General features: G+C 41.6%; 16 protein-coding genes and 1 pseudogene. 4 read left to right on the top strand and 13 right to left on the bottom strand.

Annotated features, from left to right (window positions below):
• Positions 1 to 65 precede the first annotated feature (65 nt).
• The 6 genes and pseudogenes from BGP78_RS14095 to BGP78_RS14070 all read right to left on the bottom strand — a co-directional run bounded on the left by BGP78_RS14095 (position 66) and on the right by BGP78_RS14070 (position 12,330).
• A pseudogene (locus BGP78_RS14095) lies at positions 66 to 1,457 on the bottom strand (tannase/feruloyl esterase family alpha/beta hydrolase).
• A gap of 503 nt (positions 1,458 to 1,960) precedes the next feature.
• Entirely contained in the window at positions 1,961 to 4,405 is a 2,445-nt protein-coding gene (locus tag BGP78_RS14090) for a glycoside hydrolase family 15 protein (protein WP_119861962.1), read from the bottom strand.
• Positions 4,406 to 4,414: 9 nt separating this feature from the next.
• Positions 4,415 to 5,908 carry an MFS transporter gene (locus tag BGP78_RS14085; protein ID WP_119861961.1) on the bottom strand — a complete coding sequence of 498 codons (1,494 nt, stop codon included), beginning with the start codon at positions 5,906 to 5,908 and terminating at the stop codon, positions 4,415 to 4,417.
• Between the two features lie 2 nt (positions 5,909 to 5,910).
• Positions 5,911 to 7,785, bottom strand: coding sequence for an alpha-amylase family glycosyl hydrolase (locus BGP78_RS14080; protein WP_404936049.1), 1,875 nt, complete (start codon positions 7,783 to 7,785; stop codon positions 5,911 to 5,913).
• Between the two features lie 150 nt (positions 7,786 to 7,935).
• Entirely contained in the window at positions 7,936 to 9,429 is a 1,494-nt protein-coding gene (locus BGP78_RS14075) for a tryptophan halogenase family protein (RefSeq protein ID WP_119861959.1), read from the bottom strand.
• A 105-nt stretch (positions 9,430 to 9,534) separates the two neighbouring features.
• On the bottom strand, positions 9,535 to 12,330 hold the full coding sequence (locus BGP78_RS14070) for a TonB-dependent receptor (protein WP_119861958.1): 2,796 nt from the start codon (positions 12,328 to 12,330) through the stop codon (positions 9,535 to 9,537).
• 657 nt (positions 12,331 to 12,987) lie between these two features.
• Here BGP78_RS14070 and BGP78_RS14065 point away from each other — a divergent pair.
• Positions 12,988 to 14,607: an alpha-glucosidase family protein gene (locus BGP78_RS14065; RefSeq protein WP_119861957.1), complete on the top strand. Its 1,620-nt coding sequence runs from the start codon at positions 12,988 to 12,990 to the stop codon at positions 14,605 to 14,607.
• Between the two features lie 120 nt (positions 14,608 to 14,727).
• On the opposite strand, the gene BGP78_RS14060 is transcribed toward BGP78_RS14065, so the two are convergent.
• Together BGP78_RS14060 and BGP78_RS14055 are read right to left on the bottom strand one after the other, a co-directional pair.
• Positions 14,728 to 15,141, bottom strand: a complete 414-nt coding sequence (locus BGP78_RS14060) for a GNAT family N-acetyltransferase (protein ID WP_119861956.1) — start codon at positions 15,139 to 15,141, stop codon at positions 14,728 to 14,730.
• Between the two features lie 119 nt (positions 15,142 to 15,260).
• Positions 15,261 to 16,889 (bottom strand): EAL domain-containing protein, encoded by a 1,629-nt coding sequence (locus BGP78_RS14055; RefSeq protein ID WP_119861955.1) that lies wholly within the window; start codon positions 16,887 to 16,889, stop codon positions 15,261 to 15,263.
• A gap of 718 nt (positions 16,890 to 17,607) precedes the next feature.
• On the opposite strand from BGP78_RS14055, the gene ftnA reads away from it, so the two are divergent.
• Positions 17,608 to 18,132, top strand: coding sequence for a non-heme ferritin (gene ftnA / locus BGP78_RS14050; RefSeq protein WP_010362650.1), 525 nt, complete (start codon positions 17,608 to 17,610; stop codon positions 18,130 to 18,132).
• 68 nt (positions 18,133 to 18,200) lie between these two features.
• Here ftnA and BGP78_RS22680 read toward each other — a convergent pair whose 3' ends face one another.
• On the bottom strand, positions 18,201 to 18,359 hold the full coding sequence (locus tag BGP78_RS22680) for a hypothetical protein (RefSeq protein WP_182912288.1): 159 nt from the start codon (positions 18,357 to 18,359) through the stop codon (positions 18,201 to 18,203).
• Positions 18,360 to 18,775: 416 nt separating this feature from the next.
• Between BGP78_RS22680 and BGP78_RS14045 the strand changes: the two genes are divergently transcribed.
• Positions 18,776 to 19,168 (top strand): hypothetical protein, encoded by a 393-nt coding sequence (locus tag BGP78_RS14045; RefSeq protein ID WP_119861954.1) that lies wholly within the window; start codon positions 18,776 to 18,778, stop codon positions 19,166 to 19,168.
• 342 nt (positions 19,169 to 19,510) lie between these two features.
• Positions 19,511 to 19,663 carry a hypothetical protein gene (locus tag BGP78_RS22675; RefSeq protein ID WP_182912287.1) on the top strand — a complete coding sequence of 51 codons (153 nt, stop codon included), beginning with the start codon at positions 19,511 to 19,513 and terminating at the stop codon, positions 19,661 to 19,663.
• Between the two features lie 271 nt (positions 19,664 to 19,934).
• On the opposite strand, the gene BGP78_RS14040 is transcribed toward BGP78_RS22675, so the two are convergent.
• The 4 genes from BGP78_RS14040 to BGP78_RS14020 all read right to left on the bottom strand — a co-directional run bounded on the left by BGP78_RS14040 (position 19,935) and on the right by BGP78_RS14020 (position 24,910).
• Positions 19,935 to 20,294 carry a ribonuclease E inhibitor RraB gene (locus tag BGP78_RS14040; protein WP_119861953.1) on the bottom strand — a complete coding sequence of 120 codons (360 nt, stop codon included), beginning with the start codon at positions 20,292 to 20,294 and terminating at the stop codon, positions 19,935 to 19,937.
• Between the two features lie 684 nt (positions 20,295 to 20,978).
• Entirely contained in the window at positions 20,979 to 22,226 is a 1,248-nt protein-coding gene (locus BGP78_RS14030; protein ID WP_119861951.1) for a glutamate-5-semialdehyde dehydrogenase, read from the bottom strand.
• A gap of 2 nt (positions 22,227 to 22,228) precedes the next feature.
• Positions 22,229 to 23,341 (bottom strand): glutamate 5-kinase, encoded by a 1,113-nt coding sequence (proB, locus tag BGP78_RS14025; protein ID WP_119861950.1) that lies wholly within the window; start codon positions 23,339 to 23,341, stop codon positions 22,229 to 22,231.
• A 696-nt stretch (positions 23,342 to 24,037) separates the two neighbouring features.
• Positions 24,038 to 24,910 carry a PhzF family phenazine biosynthesis protein gene (locus BGP78_RS14020; protein ID WP_259386318.1) on the bottom strand — a complete coding sequence of 291 codons (873 nt, stop codon included), beginning with the start codon at positions 24,908 to 24,910 and terminating at the stop codon, positions 24,038 to 24,040.
• Positions 24,911 to 25,011 lie beyond the last annotated feature (101 nt).

Below are 25,011 nucleotides of genomic sequence, written 5' to 3'. Positions count from 1 at the left end.
CTGACCTCGTTCAATCAGCACAGGTCATTATGAGTCAATAAACCACGGGTTATGACACATATACATTAATCATCATCCGCATAAAAACTGCTGGCTTTATTGATATCTCCTTTATCATCATATTTCACCGCCAGCGGATAAGGAAAAACAGGTTGAGTACGAATAACCGTACCAGTTTGATCTTCCTTTTTGGTGAGTAAACTGTCTGGTGCCACTCCCCCAACAACCCAGTTTTCTAGTGCGGCCAACGCATCAAACGTACTCGGCCCGGGTCCTTCAATTCCACAGTGCACCACCCCTGGTAATAAAAAGAGTCGAGCAAAATCTCTTACATTTTCTTTATTCTGCGCCATGAACTCTTCGACTTTCTCATACCAATCAATGGTCGCGTAAGCAGGAATAGTAGCATCCGACCAACCGTGTAAGATCAGCATTTTTCCGCCAGCTTGTTTGAATGCACGTAAGTCAGGATCATCGGCATTCATAAATCGGCTCACTTCAGCCAAATTATCCTGCTCATTTTCATAAGAGAAATCACGCCAATCATAATTTATATCGAGCGCTTTAGGGTAAGCAATATACTTCAAATATTCTGTCGCAGCATAATAGTGGAATGGTTTAAGCGCCGATATTTGCGGCGCTACCCACCCCACCCACTCAGCCTCTGAGCCGTAAGGTAGCCCGCCATAAATTACATCACCCTGACTGTTCAAAGAAGGCGCATATAATGCTTCAACAGCGGCGACTTTGTTTTCAGATAAACACCCCTGTGTTTTGCCAGCTTCACACTACAATGTAGTAGGCTTGAACGCACACACACGCGGATCGCTAATCACGCCATCAATAATGCCATCTTTACCATCACATTCACGCATCACCGCTTGTGAAATCATCGCCACATCAAGCGGATTTAAAATGGGTTGGTCATTGTGGTCTAAAATGGCTTTGGCGTTATCCATACAATTCACTAAATTGACGTCGGTATAGTTAATTGTTGGTCCACGCGCAATCACCCCATCAAAGTCGTTCGGGTATCGCTTAGCCGCCATCACACCCGCATGGCCGCCTTTTGAGCACCCAGTAATAAACGAGTATTGCGCCTTTGTATGGTAATACTTTTCCATAATGTCTTTGGCAACCACCGCCACAACATGGTTAGCGCGATACGCAAAATCAATTTTTAGCTGTTCATTGTTCCTTGCCCATTTTCCATCAAACCCATAAGCAGTATGACCCCCATCATGACTCATCGTCGCATATTCTCTAAGAATGCCGGCCATGGTCGGGTAAGGGCTTACCTCACCACAAAACCCCATACATGCATTCAGCAGGTATTTTTGGTTCCATAGCGCCCTTGCGGGCAACCTCAACTGAAAACGGATTGTGGGCGATACATAGCCTTCCACCAAACAATGATTGGGTAAGTCTTTTATCGATTTGTCGACTGGCGCCCCCATTAAGCGGCTATATTTATAGGCCCAACCCGCTTCTTCATCACTCATCGTATGACTTTGTACAAACCGTGCCTTAATCACATTTGCCGCCGCTTCCCCATCTTCCAGTTTAGAAAAATCAGCAAACTGTAAAGCAGCACATGCACGTATTTCAGCTTGGCTAACGCCAGAAGCAGCCTGTGACAGTGGGGTGTAAGCTAATGCTGCCAAAACCGCCACAGACATAAAGCTATACACACCTTTATGTAACGTATTCATCATACCCCTTTATCTCCTTTAAATATGGGAAAAGTCATAACCGATAAGTCGGTTATAGTGATATGACGATAATAAAAAAGTTTACTTTAATGGTTTATAGTAAGGAATAAGAATGGGTAACTTAGGATAGATCGCCACGGATACGGAACCCCATTTAATCTATCAATTCCACAGGCCCTTTACCTTTTCCACCCGTCACCCAAATAAAAAAGGCCCCTAAATAGAGGCCTAACCTGAATGTCAATATCTTAGTGTTTTAGCGCTTTCTCAACCACAGGATAATGATCCCATACTTGTTTATCTGCCAACGAGCGCACTAATTTGATGTATTCGGCATGTGTCCACGCTAACGGCGTAGCAGAGTTAGTGCCTTCACCAAATTGGTAACCATGCGGGTTAACCCCTACATTGTCCCAAACTTGTTCTGGCAGCATCATGCCTTCATTGGCAAATAGCTCCATGCCTTTGACATACGTGTGTTTGATTTTATCGGCTGTTTTAGCGTTCAAAGTGTGGTTTTGTGCCGCAAGCGCAATATCATAATGACCACGTTCACCTGTGAAGAATGGCCAAACTCGACCGCGTTGTCCGGCGGTGTTTTTGCCGCCTTCTGCGTAGTTAGTACCGCTGATTTTGTCTTCGCCGTAGCCATCATTACCATAGCGACGATAACCAGGGTAAGTACCCGACTCACCTTCAAAGGTAAAACTGTATTTTACTCTTAGCTCATCGGTCATGGTTTCATCATCATATTCTGGCAAGGTGGCTATGATGCTTGGTGCATCTGCGCCACGCACACCATATCGGACTAATTCTAAAAAGCCGCCATCAATAATGGCTTTTTTATTCATGCCCACTCGGCCGTTATTGCTGTTTATTGTGCTGTTACTGCTGGGGTTTGAATCTTGCCCAATACGGAAGAAGTACTGCCCATCGCTCGCTTGGCTGCCAGCTTGCTCAGCTAATACACCATCACGGGTGAACATGAGTGCCTCAACTTGCATGTCGTATTTTTTTGCCGTCTCTAAATAGCGCTTTGCTGCGACACTATCACCGCTATGCTTGGCGATATCAGCGGCAGTCACTAAACCTGAAATAACCGCTGCGGTAGTCGAAGGCGAATAACCGTTCTGCTCTTCCCAACGCTCTTGCTGTGTAGCCGGCGGCGTGATCTGCGTGTCATTCCATAGTATTTTTGCTTTACCACCGTCAACTAAGAACTCAGCCGCCGGTTTCAGCATTTTTTTGTACCAATACTGTAACTCTTGATCGCTCAGTACCTTCGCTTGGTGCAGTTTCCACGCGAGCATAATCGGCATCGCGGTTTGATCTAGCTGTACACCCACCCACTCAAGCACACCATCTACATGCGTTTTTTGTAAAAACCACCCAGTGTCACCTTGGTTACCCGGCGTTTGCTTAGTCACCTGCACTTTTTCTAAGTATTCAAATGCGGTTTTAGCCGTGGCTGTATCACCCATAGCCATAAATGCCATGGCAACTTGGTAAAAGTCTCTTACCCATACTGCTTTATAGCCGGTATGGCCTTTAATCGCGGGTACGGTATCGCCCCATGGATTTGATAACGAGGCAATAAGAGCACCTGCATGGGTTTTATCTTCTTGTGCTTTTAACACCAAGGCACTGGTAAATAATAACTTACCACTGTCGGCACTGTGTTCAGATAGCTGCTCAATGGGCGTAAGAGAAGCGATATAATCTTCCCAGCCAATGGCTTCGCCTTTGCCATTGTAGGCATCTAAAACCGCTTGGTATCCTCTTGATAACGTCTGCTGCGCCTGCGCTGCGCTGGCGGTTTGTGTATCAGCAAAGCTCAATACCAAATCAAATGTGGCTGACTTTTCTACCTTACCTAACTCAGCTAGCAAGCTCACATTGCCATTACTTGTGCCTGTAGATGTATACTTTTGTGCTATTTTTTGCTGCTGTTGTAATGCCGCTAGATTGTCACTTTGCCCTGTAAAACCAACCGATGCCGTGCTGAAGCCATTTTTAGCTTGCAGTGTTAAATAGTTATCACCTTCAAACGCAACTAGCCCTTGTTCGGTCACTTTGGCACTGTCTCCTACACCATTGTTATTGATGTACGGATTAGCGGACACATACGCATTTAAGATCGGCACATCTGATTTAACAACGGCGCGCACAAATAAACTTTGTCCGTCAGGGTCGGTAAATACGTGCTTTTCGAGACTAAAACGCCCTTGCTTGTCTTTACTGGTAATTTTATAAGCCAATGACAATGGCCTACCCTGCGCGTCTTTATGTAGATAGTCTACTGAGACATCGAGTTCTTCAACATTACTTTCTTGTATGGTGAACCCAACGCCCGAGCTATCCACTCCTGTCACAATGAACTGCATATCTTTCAGTTGTGCTTGATGGATTAAGCCAAACATGGTCTCAGTGATCATACCCTGAGCGATGGAAAACCATACTTTTGAGACGTCTTTTGTGCTCGCATCATCTCGATACTTGCCCTCTAGATAAGCTTCATAAGAGGTGCCAATGCCCGTTTTTCCTGCGAATGCCCAATAAGGCGTATCACCTGGTGCACCGGGCGCGATAGTGTCTGTATTGTTTTGCATCTCAGCATGCTGACATCCGACCAACGACGCAGCTAACACGGTGCCAGTCATACCAATAATAAAGCGCTTCCTAAAATGTTTCATGATATTCCTCTAAGCAGTTGTTGTTTTTATACGCAGCACAGATGCAGCGGCCAATAAGAATGACACACCACCAATCACTAATGCATAAATTGGTTGGTTCTCAAATAAATGGCGTAAAATAAGCCCTAAAATGCTGGCTGCAAGTAGCTGGGGTATTACAATAAAAAAATTAAATATGCCCATAAACACGCCCATTTTGTGGCTCGGGATTGAATTACTTAACATGGCATATGGAAGAGATAAAATAGATGCCCAAGCAAAGCCAATACCCACCATAGGTAGCCATAACAAAGCAGGATCTGTAATAAATAAGAAGCTAATTAATGCGATTGCACCCAGTACCAAGTTAATACCGTGGGCGCCTTTTAAACCAATGCGCTTAACCATCATTGGAATACATATTGCTGCCAGTGCAGCAAACCCGTTATAGGCGGCAAACAACACACCCACCCAATCGGCGCCGTTATTGTACGCTTGGCTGGTTGGATCGGTTGTACCATAATGAAAGCTCGTCACGGCTGATGTGGTGTAAATCCACATAGCAAAGAGTGAAAACCAACTAAAAAACTGTACAACGGCCAATTGGCGCATGGTATTTGGCATGGTAAATACATCATAAATGACTTCGTAAAATCCACCCGTAACCTGCTGATTATTTTGCAATACGCCCGCCACAAGCTGCACAACCGCAAAGCTCAATAGCAACCCAGCCAACAAATAGAGTTCTTTTTCTAGTGTAAAAGTCATAACACACCCAAGCAGGCTACCGCCGATTATGCCAAAAATAAGTGCGCCTTTAGCAAAATTAATCGTTTTAAATGGCGCTCGCTCTCTTAAATCAGTTGCATGTGCATTATCAAACTGCGCAAGTTCTTGTGGGCTATATTCTTTGGTTTTAAGAATGGTCCACATCACCGCAACAAATAAAATGCCTCCACCAAAATAAAATGCATATTTGACTGACTCGGGTATTTCCCCCGCCGCAGCGGTATTACTAACACCAAACCAATTTGTCATCATCCAAGGAAGTGCAGAAGCCACAATCGCCCCAACCCCAATGAAAAAACTTTGCATTGAGTACCCTGTAGCACGTTGTTTTTCATTGAGGTTATCGCCTACTAGAGCACGAAACGGCTCCATGGTGACATTAATGGACGCATCCATGATCCATAACACACCCGCAGCAATCCAAAGCGTCGGTGAGTTTGGCATCACAAATAAGCACAATGTGGTAAATAGTGCGCCATATAAAAAGAAAGGCCTGCGTCGACCAAGTTTGCCCCACGTTTTATCACTCCAATAACCGATGATGGGCTGTACAATTAAACCTGTCAGCGGCGCAGCAACCCACAAAATAGGAATATCATCCACCGATGCACCGAGCGTTTGAAAAATACGGCTCACATTGCCGTTTTGTAGTGCAAAACCAAATTGGATCCCTAAAAATCCAAAACACATATTCCAGATCTGCCAAAAGCTTAAATTGGGTTTTTGTTGTTGCATGGCTACTTCTCTTTTTGGTAAACCACGCTTTCACGCGGGGCTAGCGTCAAGGTAATAAGCCCCAACGCATCTATCTGATGATTCGCTCTGGTATGGAGCAAATCTGTGACTGTAACGCCTGAATGACTGTGCCAGCTTTTTGGGAGTTTCAGGGTCACTGTGTGACTTTGCTTGGCATCAAAATTACTGATCACCAGCAATTGCTGCTTAATGTGCTCTCTAGTAAAAGCGATTATGCGCTGCTTTGCAGAGTCTGAAGCATTATGTAATCCAAGTTCAGTAAGCTGTCCATTCGCGACTGCGGGGGCATTGTTTAATGGCATAAGCGTTTCATAAAATGCGCGTAATGAGCGCTGCTCTTGCGATAATAGTCCGCCATCAAACGCACCATGATTCATCCAAGCTTGATGTGCCGGAACACCGATATAATCAAAAATACTGGTTCTACTTGGTTGACCAAAACCGGCGTTTTCTGAGCCATCTTCACCAACAGTTTGACCAAAATACAGCATACTGGGCGATTGGCTTATTAAATGTGACACGACCATAGCCGGTTTACCCATTCGCGCATCACCCACAAATTCAGGACTCGCTATGCGCTGCTCGTCGTGGTTTTCTAAAAAATGCAGCATATGAGGGGCGATATCTTGTACGCTGCGATGTGCAGACATCACTTGTTTTGCGCTGCCTGTTTGCTGCATTAGCGCCTTTAAGCTGTCATAAAAACCCACTTTGTCATACAAATAATCCATTTTACCTTGGTGAATATAAGGCCGGTATAACGTTGGGTTATACACCTCGGCTAACAAAAAGGCATGGGGGTTTTTGTTCTTGATTGAGGAATTTAAAAAACTCCAGAATTCAACTGGCACCATTTCTGCCATATCGTAGCGAAACCCATCAACCCCTTTATCTAACCAAAAATAAACAATTTCTCTAAATTTATACCAGCTATTGGGTAAATTCTGCTGCTGCCAAAAAGCGTAGTGCTCGCTAATCCCTTTATCTGCAAAATTTGCGGGGAGTCTTGGAAAGTCATAACTGCCATCGGGTTTAACGCCATAGTTTACTTTTACAGTTTCATACCAATCATCAATGCTAGGCTGCGCTGCACGTGCGCCATTGCCCGTCCATTTCGCTGGAAATTCAGTAAACTGACCATCTGATAAATGATGAGGCTGACCGCCTAAAGGTTTATAACTCTCACTATTTGGCACCGAGAAGGCTTTGCCTGTCACATAGTAAAAGTTGTTGTCTCGTGCGTATTCAACAGAAACATCATCTCCTTCACCAAAATTACTAACACCTTCAGGCTGTGAAGTAGAGTGATAATTGCGTGCCACATGGTTAGGCACAATATCGATAATGACTTTCATACCGGCTTGATGAGTACGCGTGATCAACTGGGAAAACTCATTCATACGCTGCTGTGGATTAAGCGCTAAATCAGGGTTTACATTGTAATAATCTTTAATGGCATACGGCGAACCCGCACGGCCTTTTACCACATCAGGGTCGTCACTTTGCATCTCAGTTAACCTATTTTGAGATACCATGGCATGGTGTAAAACACCGGTATACCACATATGTGTTACGCCCAATTTTTTAATCTCTGTGAGGGCTTTTGGTGTGAAGTCTTTAAACTTACCCACGCCATTTTGCGAGGCCGTGCCCCAAGGGATATTGGCGGTTTGCGTATTTCCGAATAAACGGGTGAATACTTGATACACAACAGGTTTACCGTCTGAAGGTGATGTAGCATTAACAGCATACGTAGTCGCCTGTTGCTTTTTATCCTCAAATTCAAATGTATAGTGAGTACATGCACCCAGCAGTAAACACGTCATCATGCCAGATACCAAACGCCTTCTTTTCATCACGTTTACGTGCATACTTGTTGTCATAATTGTTTCATTGTTATTAATTATCTATTTCAGTCTACCTTGGCATACCCACCGGACTGAACCGCCTGCATACGTATTCAGCCGACTAATTCATTGTTGACGTATACTTTAAATGGCACATTTTTATAATGAAGCCAAAAATGCCACATGTTTTGGTAACGCCGATGCCGTTTTATCAATTAATAGTCTGAGGCTACTAAGTAACTCCTCACGCTGCTCTGCAGTTAACGTGTCAACTAAAGGATGTTGCTGCTGCGGGATCACACCTTGACCTAGCATCACCTGCTGCCAAGCAACTGAACTAAATAAGTCTGTTACCTCGCTATGGATGACTCCGGTTTCTTTGAATAACGCAATTTTACGCTTGAGGCTCTCTGGAATAGGCATAGTGTGACACAAACGCCAAAAGGCACTGTCAGCGCGATCATTGAGCTTATAATGCAAAATAACAAAGTCACGTATCTGCTCAAGTTCTTGTTGAGTTTCTCTATTAAATATATCTCTGCTTTGTTGTGTTATGTCATTTTGTGGAAATAGCTTTAATAAACGCACCGCCGCAGTTTGAATAAGGTGAATGCTGGTTGACTCTAGCGGCTCTAAAAAACCACTCGATAACCCAATAGCCACGACATTTTTACACCAAGGTGTAAGCCGTCTGCCAGTACGAAAACGTAGATGCTTTGGTTTGCCTAACGTATCGCCAGATATACCGGCTAAGAGGATCGCTTGGGCCTCTTCGTCACTCATGTGTTTACTTGAATACACAATGCCATTACCTACGCGGTGTTGTAATGGGATTTCCCACTGCCAACCCGCCGGATGTGCTATAGAACGTGTGAAAGGTACAATATCATTACTTAACGGATTGCTTTGTATCGCAATCGCTCTGTCACATGGCAACCAATGCGACCAGTCTTCAAAGCCACAATTCAGTGCTTTTTCGATTAATAGCCCGTGCATGCCGGTACAGTCAATAAATAAGTCTCCTGAAACCTGTTGGCCGTCGGCCAAGTCTAGTTGCTCAATAAAGCCACTTTCTTCATTCACACGCACTGAACTTACCGTACCCGCTATACGCTTTACCCCCAAAGTTTGCGCATGCTGACTTAAAAATACCGCATATTGCTGCGCATCAAAATGATACGCATAGGAAAGGCCTTTGAGCTGTGTATTAGGAATAGTGTGAAGTTTGGCGAATTTATGCTGCTTGGCAGCTTGATAATTTAATGAAAAATCCCAAAAGTTGCTTTGATCACCCTGTGATTTAGCCGCTAGCCAATGATGGTAAAATTCGCAAAAAGGAAAGTCTTTACCGATTGCGCCAAAGGCATGCATATAACTGGGTACGTCTTTACTCCAGCCTTCAAACTGGATCCCTAACTTTATCGTGGCGCTTGTAGCCTTAATAAATGCTTTTTCATCGATACCCAGTGCACCATTGAACGGTAAAATCGGTGGGATCGTTGCTTCACCTACCCCCACCGTCGCAATATCATCTGATTCAATAAGCGTAATATTTAACTGTTTCCCCATGACTTTGGCAAACAATGAGGCTGTAAGCCAACCCGCAGTGCCGCCGCCCACAATTGTGAGGTTTTTTATTCTTTGTTCTGCCATGCCTTCTCCAATGCTCCGCGGTTATGATTAAAACGCCTATAAAAAAGCCTTCGTTACATTACGCAACAAAGGCTTTTTTAATATTAGTGACTCACCATTTAATTACTAGAATTTGTAACCAAATCCGAGTAAATACGTACGGCCATAGTCTTGATAATCACGCACGTGTAAAGCATTATCGCCTGAAAGTGACGTAAAAGGTTCCTCTGTGATATTTTGTACTTGTAAGCTCACAGTCAAACCCGCTAGCGCATCAAATCCGCCTTCAGCAAAATCATACCCTAACTGCGCATCCCAAATGGTCTCACCTAAAATATCTACTAGTATTCCATCAAAGCCAGGGCCATTTATATCCCCTTTAAAATCGCTACGCTTTCTCATACTAGTGCGCGCTTGAAAGCCATGATTTTCGTAATACAAAGTAAAGCTTTGAATTTTTTCTGACAGCCCTGGTAATTTATACTCTTTACCAAATTGGTCTTTAACATCTTGCTTAACGCCGGTATGGCTGGCGATCATGCCAAATCCATCTAAACTGTCATGAAAAACATTAAACGGTAATGCCACAGATAACTCATAACCCCAAAGGTCTCCATCACCGCCATTAACTTTAAAGCTTTGTGTAGCTGTTGGGTTTGCTGGTACTTCACCGGTAGCTGCGTTAACAACACCCGTTAAATCGACTTCTGTCGTACCATCAAAAATCCAGACATCTAAATTTTTCTGAAACAAAGCAACAGAAAAATACCCTTCCGCACTGAAGTAATTCTCATAAGTTAAGTCAATACCCACTGCTTCTTTTGGTTCAAGTAAAGGGTTACCGCCTTTAATCTCCCAATTATTACCATTAGAGTCTGGAGTTTCACGATATGAACGCGCTACTGATGAGTTCATTTCATCCATACGAGGACGCGAGAGCGTTTTTGCAATGCCAAACCGTACAGTTTGCGTATCATCAACAGCCAATGATAAGTTTAAACTCGGTAAAACATGTGAATAATCATGACTAACGTTATTCTGCTCTAGTATGATTCGACCACTAGCATCTGGATTAGCAATGCTGCCTTTGGTGTTTATCTGAGTCTTCACATAGCGAACCCCCACATTACCCGTCAACGCTAAACTCGCTATATTTGAATCAATATTAGCTTGCACATAGGCCGCTGTTACTTGCTCCTCAACACCCCAAGACTTGGTTGCATGGTCTTGCTTTGTCAGGCTTTCAGCTAATAAGCTATATTTTCCATCCGCGACCATTGCACGAGAATCATAAGCTATCATGTCTCCCATACCGATAAAGCCTAAACTAGCGGTCCCCAAACGATATTCTTCAGGCACTGATAACAAACCAGTATTGTCAGGGTAAGAAAAATCGTTTAGTGTCATGAAGTACCCTTCAGACCTTTTAACCTTCTCGCGCTCTTTATATGACAGCCCAAACTCAACACTGCCAATATGATCACCATCAAGTACTTGTTTTGCTGCCAGCTTTAATGCATTAAGTTCATCTTCTACGGTCGGTGCATTAATAAAGCCATCTTGTAGCTGGTTTTCATATTCAGTGCCCGACACGCCATAGGTGTCATTAAGCACTGAACTGGCACCCCAAGATAGAGGGCCTCCGATCTTAATTAAGTTATAATCACTATAGTCAAGCTCATGAGTAAACAATGCTCCGGTATTATCTGAGGAGAAGGTATAACCGATGTTATCTGCTGCACCTCTATTATCACCTCGGCCTGTACCAGAGTAACTCTCTAAACTCCAAATCTTTTTCTCAACATTCGAGTGACTCGCATCAAACTCCAGTGACAAAGACTCAGTGACATTATATTGCGCATTGAAGCCAAATGATGTGAGCTCTGCTTCGCGATCTTCATAATCATTACGCAAAACAACGCGTTGCCCCTGCGTGACGGCACTGCTGATAAACCCAGATTCAGAGTCAATCGTCGCACTAGACGCGGCAATAGTGCCTTGTCCCCATGCAAATGGAATTTCAATCCCTCTTAAAATCTTTTCATCTTTAAAATCAACATAAAGCGCATCAAATACCATGGATAGTTGATCATTTGGTGCCGCTTCTAATACCAACATCGCTGAGTCACGCTCAAGCGTTGAAGAGCGCACAAAAGGTTTAGCCCCCCCCAAAATTGAATACTGTTTACCGTCAGAACCTTCAAACTCTGGGTAACCCCACGCATTCCAACGTTTTTCTTGATTTGGCGATGTCATGGTTGATAGAGCAACCGCCACCCCTATGGTGTCATCAGCAAATTTATCTATATACGAAACCGTGCCGCGAAAGCCGTCATCATTCCCATCAGGGTTTAACTTGTCAAAGCTTGTTTGCTCATATTGGCCATTCACTTGCACAACACGGTCATCCACACTCAATGGCTTGACCGTTTGCATATCAATGACACCCGCTATGCCTTCAGCTTCTAAACGGGCACTCGGCGTTTTGTACACCGTAACGCCACTCATGATCTCTGACGGATACAAATCAAATTCCACACCACGGTTGTCTGAAATAGACACCTGTTCACGGCCATTAAATGTAGTGGCACTTTCGTTTTCACCAAAGCCGCGAATACTGACTTTACTGGCACGACCATCAAGACGTTGTGCCGTTAAGCCTGGTAACCGTGCTATTGACTCCGCAATTGAAGAATCAGGTAATTTCCCTATGTCTTCAGCTGAAATAGATTCAACAACTTCAGAAGAAAAGCGTTTGGTATTAATAGATTCAATCACGCTTGCTCTAAAGCCTTTAACTTCGATAACTTCGACCTTCTTGTCTGAATCGACTTTCTTTTCTTGTGCTGCATAAGCAGTATGAGAAACAACTCCCGCCCCAATAAAGGCCAGTGTTAACATACTTGGTTTGAACATAGACATAGTGTTTTATCCCAATTACCCAATTTTTATTGTCAGAGTATATGCCGTGATAGGCGCTTGCTTGGCACAAGCAGACGTATCTCTAACTTCTTTTGTTGTCAGGATGAATAGTAGCGCCCTCTTAATTTCATAAACAACTTTATGCATACGTATTCAGCACCTATTACACCTTCAAATATTTACATCCTACTCACAGTAAAAACCACTAAGCTCATGTATTATATTGAAATATTCAATACTACATGGGGAATTATATTATTACAGCAATTTTTCGATTCCTTACTAAAAAATTAACTTCAATCTAATATAAACGGTCCAACAGGTGTTTTTCACATACTAAACCTACATGCCAGCACCCAAAAGTGTAAATTGGTCTTACCAAGATAATATAGGTAACCCTTACTAATCATGGTGCTCTGACTTTACCAATCCCCATGCCTACAAAAATTGGTTAACTTAACTGACAATATACAATCGTGCGCAATAACCCATGATCACAACAGTTCAAGAATGGCTATTTTTGCTGCATACGTATGCAACCTTTTTACAGCTTTTAGCGCATCACGTATGCTTTGAGCCATTATTGCACCGCACTTACATCACCTTTACTTAGTTCTTGTGAGTAAGCTGCATCGAGCACAAATTTGGAGAAAGTGCATGGCTCAACATCCGTGGTGGCAAGGGGCGGTGATTTATCAGATCTACCCTCGCAGTTTTCAAGATACAAATGGTGATGGTATTGGTGATCTAAAAGGGATCATTAGCAAATTAGATTACATTCAGTCTTTAGGAGTAGACGCAATTTGGATCTCTCCTTTTTTCAAATCTCCCATGAAAGACTTTGGCTATGACATTAGTGACTATCGAGATATCGACCCTATGTTTGGGAGCCTCGACGACTTTGATACTCTAATAGCACAAGCACACCAACGTGATATAAAACTCATTATTGACCAAGTACTCAGTCACACGTCTAACGAACATGACTGGTTTAAAGAAAGTCGTACTAATAAAAACAACAATAAAGCAGATTGGTACGTATGGGCAGATGCTAAACCAGATGGCAGCGCACCTAATAATTGGCTGTCTATTTTTGGCGGTTCAGCGTGGCAATGGGAACCAAGACGTTGCCAGTACTACTTGCATAACTTCTTGACTGAGCAACCCGATCTGAACTTTCATAATCCAGAGGTACGGCAAGCGGTATTAGACAATGTGGAGTTTTGGTTAAAAAGAGGGGTAGATGGCTTCCGCCTTGATGCCATTAACTTTTGTTATCATGATGCGCAACTGAGAGACAACCCAGCAAAGCCAAAAGAATTACGCCAAGGCCGCGGGTTCAGTGAAGATAACCCATATGCATTCCAGTATCATCACTATAATAATACCCAACCTGAAAATTTAGCATTTATGCAAGAAATTCGTCAGTTACTTGACCGCTACCCAGGCGCTGTTAGCTTAGGAGAAATTTCTTCTGAAGATTCGCTAAAGACCATGGCGGAATATACCGCAGATGGTAACAAGCTGCATATGGGCTATAGTTTTGAGCTACTTACAAATGACTACAGCGCAGCCTACATTCGTGAAACCGTCACCAAGCTTGAGCAAGAAATGACACAAGGCTGGCCTTGCTGGGCGTTTAGCAACCACGATGTAGAGCGTGTTGCGAGTCGTTGGAGCCTTAATAATACAACCGACCCAAAACAAGCAGCAATGTTGTCTGCGTTACTCGCGTCACTGCGCGGCAGTATTTGTGTATATCAAGGAGAAGAGCTTGGCCTTGGTGAGGCTGATGTTGCATTTGATGATTTGCAAGACCCTTATGGTATTACCTTTTGGCCTACCTTTAAAGGCCGTGATGGGTGTCGTACTCCTATGCCTTGGCATCATAATAGCGAGTTTGCAGGATTTAGCACACACACACCTTGGCTGCCTCTTTGCCAAGAACACGCGGCCTATTCAGTTGAACAACAGCTCGCAGAGCCCGATTCAACTTTACAGTTGTTTAGCCATTTTATGGCATGGCGAAAAACAATGTCGACATTATTGTTTGGCAATATTGAATTTATAGACACGCCAGAACCCATACTGGCATTTTATCGCAGCTATCAAAGCGAGCGCACTCTGTGTGTATTTAACCTCAGCGCTCAAGCCCAGTCACTCAGGTTAACACTCACAGCGCCGGGTAAACACTCTGAGTTACGCCACAATTTGGGTCACTATGACGATGGCTGTATTACACTTGAAAGCCACGGCTGTTTTATCGCAAATGTATAGTGTATGACTACGTTCAAACCGTGACTTTATAATAGCAGTGGTTTTTTTAAGAATAAAAGGTGCCTTAATGGCACCCTCTTCAATCGTGGCTTATCATAAGCTTCCAGCCTAACGTAACGCTTATCTATTTTTGGCTTTAAATTTTTTCGTCATGCCTTGGCTTGCGGGAGAAACCAATCTATATCCCAACTTTTCATAAAAAACAGGCTCATCAGCTATCATTGAAACATAAGAGCCTTCTAACGCCACGGATGCTAAATAATCATCAATGTAATTCATGATTTTTCGACCAAGCCCCTGACCTTGATAACGCGGGTCAACCGCAATATCAACCACTTCAAAGTTGCAAGCACCATCGCCTATTACACGGCCCATACCAATAAGGATGGATCCGTCTCTCACAGAGACACCATACAAAGAGTTTGGCAACCCGATTTTTGCTGCTTCTAATGACTTTGCAGATAAGCCTGCCGTAACGCGGAGCGCGCAAAACTCGTCTGGTGAGGGGGCTTTTTCTTCAAACGTGAAGGTCATTATGTATTCTCCCATATTTATATGCGAGTAGAATACACAAAACAACTGTATATAAAAACAGTTTTGCGTTTATTTACGCATTGCAGCACTGAAGACATATTGTAAAGTTGGCATGTTCATTACCCAGCTTTACGTTGAACTGATGAAAATTGGCTATGATCTGAGAGTAACTCAAATAGCGAGTCGATTTTTAGTGCCTTTTCATATAGCCAGCCCTGATGAATAGTAACGCCATGCGCAATAAGGTAATTTGCTTGGGTTTGCGTTTCAACGCCTTCTGCAATCAACTTCTTATTCAGATTACCTGCCATGTCAATCATTGCGTTTAAAACTGGCGACTGAAGGTTATCTAAACCTATTGATGCAACAAAGCTCTGATCAATTTTCAATAAATCAATGGAAAAGCTTTGTAAGTAATGCAGGCCACTATAACCTGTGCCAAAATCATCAATGGCTACTTCTACACCCCATGTTTTAATATTTTCGAGTGAGTTTTTCACCTCAGACTGTGAAAGTACATCTCTTTCGGTGAGCTCAATGGTGAGGTTTTGGATCTCTTGACTGGCTAAATGCAGTATGCCTAAATAACCGCTATTGCTAAGAAGCTGCCCATTCACATTGAAAGAAACTTTAAACAATGGGTTTATTACTAAGATGGGAGCAAGTTCCCGTAACGCTTGTTTTATCTGTGCTATCGAAATCTGTACGATCGCCCCACTGCGCTCAGCTTCAGGAATAAACAACGCTGGGCTCAATTCGCCTTCAACGGGGTGTAACCATCGGATCAACACTTCAACACCCACAACATCACGCGTTGTCGCGTCGATGAGTGGCTGATAAACATTAAATAACTCATGCTGCGATATAGCGCGTCTTAATTGCGACTTTAGCCCCATTTGTGTTTTGTCGTAATAATTTAGAAGAATACATAGCATCAACCACGACAGGGTATAAAAGATTGCTATGACTATTAAAAGTTGCGTATCAAGCTTAAATAAATCAGTGTTGTTACTCGCCACTAAAAGCGAAATTTGCGGAAGCGCGGGAAGTGGTTTCGCAAAAATATATTTATTGCGGCCGTCATCGAATAACCCCGAACCTTTGTATTCTTCCAGCAATGGAAACAGCGAAGTGTCTAATGGTAAACTATACTGCCCCTGTAAAATGATAGGGACTCCCGTTAACGAGTCAACCAATGCCACAAAATCCAAATATGAATACTGTGCTAGATTGAGTGATCCGCGTAACCATGCAGATGGCAATAAAACGTTAATCTCATATCCATCAGTGCGTGTTCTCGCTAATACAAACGCCGACATTTCTAAATAGTCGCTAATTATAGGGCCATGATATCTTAGCCCAGCCACCTTGATGGGTTCTGTGGTTTGAATCGCAGGCACCACTGCACCAAATGAGTTACACGCCAGTAGCCCAGATGAATTAACAATACCAATTTCACTGACCGCTGGATTTTTAAATACTTGTTGTCGTAATAGCTTTAAGGTACTCGAGTTACATGCTGTCTGTATTGTTTCTGCCTCAAGTAAAAACTGATCAACAACGTGTATTTGTGAGTTAAGCTCAAACTGAATTTTATGCGCTATATGCTGTAAGTGTTGTTTAGAAGACTGCTGTTTTTGAATGTAAAGAAGTGAAGAAATAACCCCAAAAACAAAGCTACACGCTAGCCAAGCATAAAATACATTTTTGATCTGCTTGTTCAATGCACGTTTACCCTTTTTTGCCATGGTTATTACGTCTCCGCTGACCTCTCTCATAAGCTCAGTCAGTCTAAGTTACAAATGAGTCATTTAGATGACTAACAATCCTTAAAGTAAACAGCGCTAAAAACATATTTATGTAAGCAGTAAGCATTCATAAAACTTTTGCATCCATATTCAGGTAACGCTTTCCATCGCGCCCACATGATAGATATTAAGCAATGAGCCAAGTCAGAGAGCACTCATAACCAACTCACCCATTAGATCACAAATTAAAGTACTGGAATTCTTTAAACATTTAAGTAAAAATGCCGACCAAGAGCGAGATGCTAATAATGCTGATTTGTATTTAATGATTTTTGGTAAACTGTATGAGTAAAACCCTGTGTGAATGGAAACGAAAAGACATCGAGAGCAAAGCGTCTCAACTCGTTGAAATTGTCTCGCCGAGTCGTTTCTTTTGTAAAAAGTGCGCGCGCTCCGCGAGCGATAAAAAGTACCTATGCAAAGGGACTAAACTAAAATAATCATTCGTATTTACACTTAAATTTGTACCTCTCTCATCGTTAACGCAAAAATATAGCCAATGAGCTTTAATGAGAGTGATTGCGCTTTTTCCTTAACGCAAAAAACACTACTTTTTTCGCCTAAAGCATTATTTTTCTTTGATTTTTACTATTAGCTACTTGTATTCACAAGCAGATTAAAGAACAATGCATGCATAATTTTTTTGAGGAGTTTCCCTATGCTAGCCCCAGAAATGGTAGAAAAGTTAAACGAGCAAATTAACCTAGAATTTTATTCTTCAAACCTGTATTTGCAAATGAGTGCATGGTGTGAAGATCGTGGTTTTGAAGGTGCGGCTGAGTTCTTGAGAAAACATGCTATTGAAGAAATGGAACACATGAACCGCCTTTTCACCTACGTGAGTGAAACGGGTGCGTTGCCTATTTTAGGCGCAATTGACGCACCTCCTCACAATTTTGAGTCTCTAGGTGATATTTTCCGTAACACATATGAGCACGAATGCTTAATTACAAAGCGTATTAATGCATTAACACACGTTGCTTTCACCACTCATGATTATTCAACGTTTAACTTCTTACAGTGGTATGTTGCAGAGCAGCATGAAGAAGAAAAACTGTTCAAAGGGATTCTAGACAAGCTTGAACTGGTTGGTGAAGACGGTAAGTCATTATTCTGGATTGATAAAGACCTTGCTGAACTGGCTAAGACTGGTAGCACGTCTATCATGGAAAGCGGTGCTTAATAAGCCTGCTCTCTTTAATTAAAAAAGTAGCGACTCTCGCTACTTTTTTAATCTAACACTAGTAAAAATTAGCAAATAATCGCTGTAGGGCAATGCGCAGGCGATGTATAGCAAGCTCCATAATTTTTACTGTAAGCACCGGTGCCACCGCCGATTTTTTGTGTTTGGTCATCATTTAAGGTTATATTCTTAGTGAGTGTTTTAAGTTGTATTTTTTTAATTTTCATGTTGTTCCCTATCATAAGTTATAAGAATAATAAGCAAGCACCCGCTCACCCAATTAACAACATGTTCAATTCTACAACAAGTTTCAAGAGCTCTACTCACGCTTAAAATGTAACCCTCTGTTTTAAAAAACAATACTAATGTTGAGTTTTCTTCACCTTTCATGAAAAAACCGTAACCTGACGTATTAATTATAAAACACCGTAGATACACACAACGCAGTTGAAACATCTCACCTTCATGAAGACATGACCCGTTACTTCATGGTTATTGAAAAAGTCATTAATACACAATCTAAACACGCAATAGTAACTTTGTCATTCGGCAGGTAAAAACTAACGTTTATCTCCAAAACATGACCTTCATGCTTCATTAAATTACAATGTAACTGATATAACTTTCTAACTAAGAAGCATCAATGAACAAAATAATATTTTTAGCTGTGATTGCATTTGTAGTTGCGGCGATAGCCTTAAACAACAATTTTACCTCTATACATCATGGCGAAGCCTCGTTTGTATATGATGCTTCAAGTATTGATGAGACCGTAGCACAAAAAGTACACCAACATTTGATAGATGAAAACGCATATGCAGGTAAGTCAGGTGAAGTGTTAATGCTCAAAAAAACGCAAGAAGGTGTTTGGGTCGTGAAGTTCCCTGTTTATCAAGGTGGCGATGTCCCTTCTAAACTACTTCAAGAATTAGAAGCAATGAGTCTTCGTTTACAAAAGGCCGTTCTAAATAACGAGCCTCTTGAGGTACATATAACCAATGCTGGCTATCAAAGCGTACAGTTTTTTCGAGTCTAGTGGCTGCTTAATTTAAAAGCATTGAGAGCTTTATGGATCATAATATATACTCTTTAAGCCAACTTAGTATCGATATTTTAAATCTAGCATTTGATGCTGAAGTTAAATAAATACAGACACTATTTCACCTTATTTAATAAGTTAAAAACCAAATTATAAATTGAAAAATCTTCCAGCCGAAAAACCAAAACTGGGTAAAATGAGTATTTCTCATTTTACACCAATATTTGAAATATGAAATTATAGGTGGGGTATTAAGATAATATCCTAATACATCACCGCCCTACCCTCTCAAGGCAGGGGAAATTAGATTGTGATTTCACAGAAAACTAAGGAAAGATAATGAAATTAGTAATTAAAAAGAAGCATTTAAAGTCATTACAAAACAACCAACTAGAACAACAAAAAACAAATAAAGTCGCAGGCGGTACTGCAGCACCAGGTACTTACTCTCGTGAAGCGCTACTATGTCGCTGGACCAAAGACTTCTGTTAATTTATTGAAATAAAAAACACCTTAACATATCAATGAAGGTGTTTTTTATTATATTAAGATCCACCAGAGCTAAAATATAGAAAAAGTATGAACCAACTTATTAATTCATACTGCCTTCGATAAATTTCTATTTAATTTATTCAGCGTTCTTAGTTTAATTACTTCGAATAATGCTTATTTCATTTGTTAACTTTAAAAATTTAAGTAACAGCTTGTAGTATTAAAAAAACTCTCCGCACAAAAGTATTCATGTCACGTTCTCGCTATTTTGCTATCCACCACAGGGGCTCAACACACCCCAAGAGTTGCAAAAACCACCTATGTCAGAAAAAAGATCACCTAACCTTTCTTGTTCTTGGGTTATAAACTCATAAGTTACTTTGTTTTTTACTGCAAATGATACATAACCTGACTCATCACCTTCTGCAATGGAGTCTTCATCTGGTTCGACAAAACTAGCATCAGGTAACTGTTCTAAAATAGAAACTTGCTGATCTTTACTTAGCGGCCAAGCTTGAAAATCAATATTAAACTCGATGTTATGCAAAACGTTAAAATCAAAGTTTCTTTCCTCTAATAAACGCAGCATATCTCCATCAGAATCAGTTGGCCAACTATTTTTATCTGTCATAAATACCTTCTTCACTTTAATTTCAATACGTTGATAAATAAAACACAATGCAAATATACATGAAAATTATTATCATTAACACCAATGCTAAATGTCTATTTTCAAGAAATGTGTTAAACATAACCACTTATGTTTTTATTCATCGCCAACATTCGTTTGAATGAATGAACCCACTAAGCGAAAGCTCATATGCATTAAAGTTGACAACATGAAAGGCTGAGGTTAAAAAACAAACAGGAACATACAAAAGGAAATACGATGAAATTAAATAAAAAGCACATTAAAAATCTATCTACAAGTAAAAGGTCTATACCGGTAGAAAAAACACACCATATTGGGGGAGGTACTATTGCAACTGATCATTGCTGGTCGCACCCCAATATATTTTGTCACGCTCCAGATCCGACTTCAAAAGGGTGGAAATGTGGCCCAAATAATTAGTGAAGGATAAAAACTTAAAAGGCTGCTCAAATGCGCAGCCTAACTATAAGATTAGTCAATAAATTCGATACAATTAAAACGTATCAGGGATTTAGACGGTAAAGCAATCGTAAGCTTGCTGTATCATTAATTTACCTTACCAAATTGACCAAAGGATAAACACATACAGCTTGATATCCAGATGATAACTGAAAACGCAAGGGGTGCCCTGCGCTAACAATTGTCCACTTAAATTAAACACAACTAGCTTCTCACCTGCCCAGTGCCATTAACTAAGTACTTCTCAGTCGTTAACGACTCTAGCCCCATAGGTCCATAGGCGTGTAATTTGGTTGTCGCAATGCCAATTTCTGCACCTAGCCCTAATTGACCGCCATCGCTAAACCTTGATGAGGCATTTACCATCACCACAGACGCATCGACACTGCGCTGAAACAAGGTGCCCGTCTCTGCGTTAGCGGTACAGATCACCTCGGTGTGGTGGCTGCCAAATTGGTCAATATGCTCAATAGCCCCAGAAAAATCACTCACAATGCGGATCGCTATTTCTAGTGCTAAATATTCTTCACCAAATTCATCCTCGTTTAACACGGTCACGTCGTCAAAATACGGCGCTGCGTGTTGGCAACAATTCACTTTGACGTTTGCAGCGCGAAAAATAGGCGCTATTTGATTTAAAAAGTTATGAGCAACTTCTTTATGCACAATCAAGCCTTCAAGCGCATTACAAACGCCTGTGCGCTGAGTTTTACCATTTAATAAGAGTGATTCAGCAACTTTTAAGTCTGCATCTTTATCAACATATAAATGGCAAACGCCTTTGAAGTGCTGGATCACAGGCACTGTGCTATTTTCAGTCACAAAATTAATAAGCCCTTCTCCACCACGAGGAATGATCAAGTCAATGTATTCTTTTTGCTGCATAAGCTCCATCATAAGTGCTCTATCAGGGTCTGGGACAACCGAAATAAGCGCCTCGGGTAAATTAAACTCAGTTAACACCTGATGTAGTACTTTGGCTATGGCCATTGAACTGGCCAACGCTTCTTTACCGCCACGTAATATTACGCCATTGCCCGATTTGAAGCACAGTGCGCCAGCATCAGCCGTTACATTTGGTCTGGCCTCATAAATCATGCACACTACACCCAGTGGCACTCGCATTTTATTGATTTCAATGCCATTTGGCCGAACTCCCAGTGAACGAGTTTGGCCGACAGGGTCCGCCAACGAAACAATCGCCTCTATCCCTTGAGCCATATCTTCAATACGTGCAGTGGTTAACGTAAGGCGATCAATCATGGCAGGGCTTAAACTATGCTGCTGAGCATTGGCTAAGTCTTCTTTATTCGCAAGTATGATGTGCTCTGTTTGCGCTCGTAATGCATCAGCCATAGCCTGTAACACTTGGTCTTTTTGTGCCGTTGACAATAATGCCAACACTTTTGCCGCTTTCGCTGCATTTTTAGATAGGTTGGTAATTAATCCCATAATTATTTTTTCTCCAGCACAGCAATGTCGTTATTAGAAATGATAGGGCCCATGCTCCGTTGCATCTGACTCGTATTGACGCCCTCTGTATTTTGGGTCACAAAGTGCAGCAAGCAACTACTATAATTGCTACTGGCTTTAGCCAAACGCTGCCCTTTAGTATTTTTTATAAGTACGGTTTCACCGGCTGAAAACTCACCTTGAATTGATAAAATCTCTTTACAATTGAGTTCGTCAGTTTTATCTATACGCTCTGATTCAACCACTAATTCGCCATATTCAGCGGCGGTATGCGTCATCCAATGTTGCGATTCCTCCATTGGTTTATCAAACGGCGTGAACAATGTGCCAGGGTTATCACCTTGCAACAGCGCACTAAATGTTGTCTCATCAAAACCATTAATAATGTATGTCATAATACCGTGAGACGTCGCCTTTTCAGCTGCTTCTAGCTTAGTTTTCATCCCTCCGGTGCCTACACCACTCACAGGACCACTCGTCATAGCATAAATCTCAGGCGTAATGCTGTTTACTTCTTTAATGAGCTTTGCGTCATTATGTGTGTTTGGGTTCTTATCGAATAAACCATCAACATCAGAACAAATTACTAAAGTGTCAGCATCGGCAGCAGCAGCCACCATCGCAGATAAATTATCATTATCACCCACCCGTAAGTCATCCGTTGTAACCGCATCATTTTCATTAATAATGGGCAAAATACCTTCATCTAACAAACTAAATAGCGTAAGCCGAATGCTATTGTAACGCTCTTTATCACGCAGATCGGCGTGCGTCATTAATAACTGAGCTGAGGGGAAATCGAAAAACCGATCCCAAGTTGACATCATGTCCATTTGCCCAGCGGCCGCCATCGCTTTTTTTATCGCTATATTATTTCTATCAGGGTTTTTAAAGTGGTGTGCACCAGCAGCGACTGATCCAGAAGATACAAGCAATACGTCAATGCCTTGCGATCTCGCATGCACAATAAACTGGGCAATATCGAGTAAATAACGAGTCTTACAACCATCTTCTCGCGGTGCAATAAGTGCACTACCTACTTTGATGACTAATCGTTTTGTGTTGTGTAAACTCACGGTTTTTATTTTCCCCATTATTGCTGTTCATGAACAATAATTAAACTTAAGCGAAGTAGTAACATGACACAAACGTAGACGACTATTAAGGCACACAAATGCCTGTCGTACACGCTGCGAAACAAGGTTTAAATAAGGCATACTGGTGCTCAAAGTGACAACACAATGTTGCGGTGTATATTCAAATACAGTGCTAGCACACGGCTTAGGTTAAATTATTAAGTGTAATTTGATTGTGATCCCCACTTAGAGTGAGGTATCGAACCGTTTTCGACAGGCGTATCATGGTTTGATAGAGCCGAAAAGGTCATGTCGCAATGAATAATTGCGTAACGGATTTTTTGACAAGCGGTAAACGCTCGATGAATTAGTTACTACAACATAGCTCGTTAACACTTTAAAAATCAAGCAAGACAATCATAAAATATTTTCACGTTACATTTTAACGTTATTAATTATTAATAACGCACTGTATTTATTGAGTTATTTCATTATTTAGGTAAACATGAAGAATATCAATCATTTGAATATTTACTATTCTTAAATTGAATATAGGGTGAAACCAAACTTTATAGGAACAGGCATACTCCTATCTTTGGATATTTTTAACATATTGATAAGTATCTCGCACATGCAGGTCAGTGGGAGTTAATCTGATCAAGCGCCACTCTAAATGGCTTTATGGGCCAACTACACTTATTAAATAACCTAAGGTTAAATAGGTACGGTCATCAAGCCTTTACTTTTGGCAAATCCTCCAACTTTTACGCTATTTACTAATGAGCTCTGTACTTCAACTAATGCTGTGATGAGCGACGAGCAATTCATTGCCCTGCCTTGTTCAAAACTATATTCACTGTCGAGCGCTAAATGCTCATGCAGGTAGCACGCTAGCGCGCCGCTGGCACTGCCTGTTGCTGACTCTTCAGGGATCCCAAATAGGGGTGCAAAATTACGACAACTGGCGGTAAATGAGCTGTTTGAATCACATAGCTCAAATACATGAAAACCAATAATGTCATGCGCTTTACAAAACTGTGTAATTTTCTCGTGATCTGGTTGGAGTATGTCTAAATAGCCGCTCGGAACTGGGATGATCAAATCTGGCAGTCCCGTTGAAATGACTTCAATTGGCAATTCGGTACTACCTAACACGTTACTTTCAATACCAAGGTAACTTGCAATGTCTTGATAAGAAAAACGAGCAAGCTTTTGAGGTAATTGTTGCTCCATCACAACCCTACCATTAGATTCAATAACCACCGGCAATATGCCCGCTTTCGTGTGTTGAGTATAAGTCCCAGTTTTCAGTAAACCTTTTTGAAACATAATCGAAAACGCTGCTAAAGTAGCATGGCCGCAAAAATCCACTTCTCCAGCGGTTGTAAAGAAAGAAACAGCATAATCAGCTATGTCATCTTCACAAACAAACGCAGTTTCTGAATACCCCACGGTTTGCGCTATGGTTAGCTTCTGCTCATCAGACAGTTGCGCCGCGTTTAAAACAACACCTGCAGGGTTGCCACCTTGCCCTTTAGCCGTGAATGCGTTGACCAACTCCACTGTAATATTTTTCAATAACTTCACATCCCTTAACTATTATCTAAAGTGTTAAAAACTGAATGACCATGCGACGTTCATATAAGCAAAAATTTTCAAAATTAAAATTTAAGCGACAACTTTGCCTA

The sequence above is a fragment of the Pseudoalteromonas sp. MSK9-3 genome, from assembly GCF_003590335.1.
Taxonomy (GTDB): domain Bacteria; phylum Pseudomonadota; class Gammaproteobacteria; order Enterobacterales; family Alteromonadaceae; genus Pseudoalteromonas.
This window is presented reverse-complemented; position numbering and strand designations above follow the sequence as displayed.

Coding starts and splice junctions, on each gene's coding strand:
- BGP78_RS14090 (WP_119861962.1), bottom strand. CDS start 4,405: ATGAAACATTTTAGGAAGCGCTTTATTATTGGTATGACTGGCACCGTG.
- BGP78_RS14085 (WP_119861961.1), bottom strand. CDS start 5,908: ATGCAACAACAAAAACCCAATTTAAGCTTTTGGCAGATCTGGAATATG.
- BGP78_RS14080 (WP_404936049.1), bottom strand. CDS start 7,785: ATGAAAAGAAGGCGTTTGGTATCTGGCATGATGACGTGTTTACTGCTG.
- BGP78_RS14075 (WP_119861959.1), bottom strand. CDS start 9,429: ATGGCAGAACAAAGAATAAAAAACCTCACAATTGTGGGCGGCGGCACT.
- BGP78_RS14070 (WP_119861958.1), bottom strand. CDS start 12,330: ATGTCTATGTTCAAACCAAGTATGTTAACACTGGCCTTTATTGGGGCG.
- BGP78_RS14065 (WP_119861957.1), top strand. CDS start 12,988: ATGGCTCAACATCCGTGGTGGCAAGGGGCGGTGATTTATCAGATCTAC.
- BGP78_RS14060 (WP_119861956.1), bottom strand. CDS start 15,141: ATGACCTTCACGTTTGAAGAAAAAGCCCCCTCACCAGACGAGTTTTGC.
- BGP78_RS14055 (WP_119861955.1), bottom strand. CDS start 16,889: ATGGCAAAAAAGGGTAAACGTGCATTGAACAAGCAGATCAAAAATGTA.
- ftnA (WP_010362650.1), top strand. CDS start 17,608: ATGCTAGCCCCAGAAATGGTAGAAAAGTTAAACGAGCAAATTAACCTA.
- BGP78_RS22680 (WP_182912288.1), bottom strand. CDS start 18,359: ATGAAAATTAAAAAAATACAACTTAAAACACTCACTAAGAATATAACC.
- BGP78_RS14045 (WP_119861954.1), top strand. CDS start 18,776: ATGAACAAAATAATATTTTTAGCTGTGATTGCATTTGTAGTTGCGGCG.
- BGP78_RS22675 (WP_182912287.1), top strand. CDS start 19,511: ATGAAATTAGTAATTAAAAAGAAGCATTTAAAGTCATTACAAAACAAC.
- BGP78_RS14040 (WP_119861953.1), bottom strand. CDS start 20,294: ATGACAGATAAAAATAGTTGGCCAACTGATTCTGATGGAGATATGCTG.
- BGP78_RS14030 (WP_119861951.1), bottom strand. CDS start 22,226: ATGGGATTAATTACCAACCTATCTAAAAATGCAGCGAAAGCGGCAAAA.
- proB (WP_119861950.1), bottom strand. CDS start 23,341: ATGGGGAAAATAAAAACCGTGAGTTTACACAACACAAAACGATTAGTC.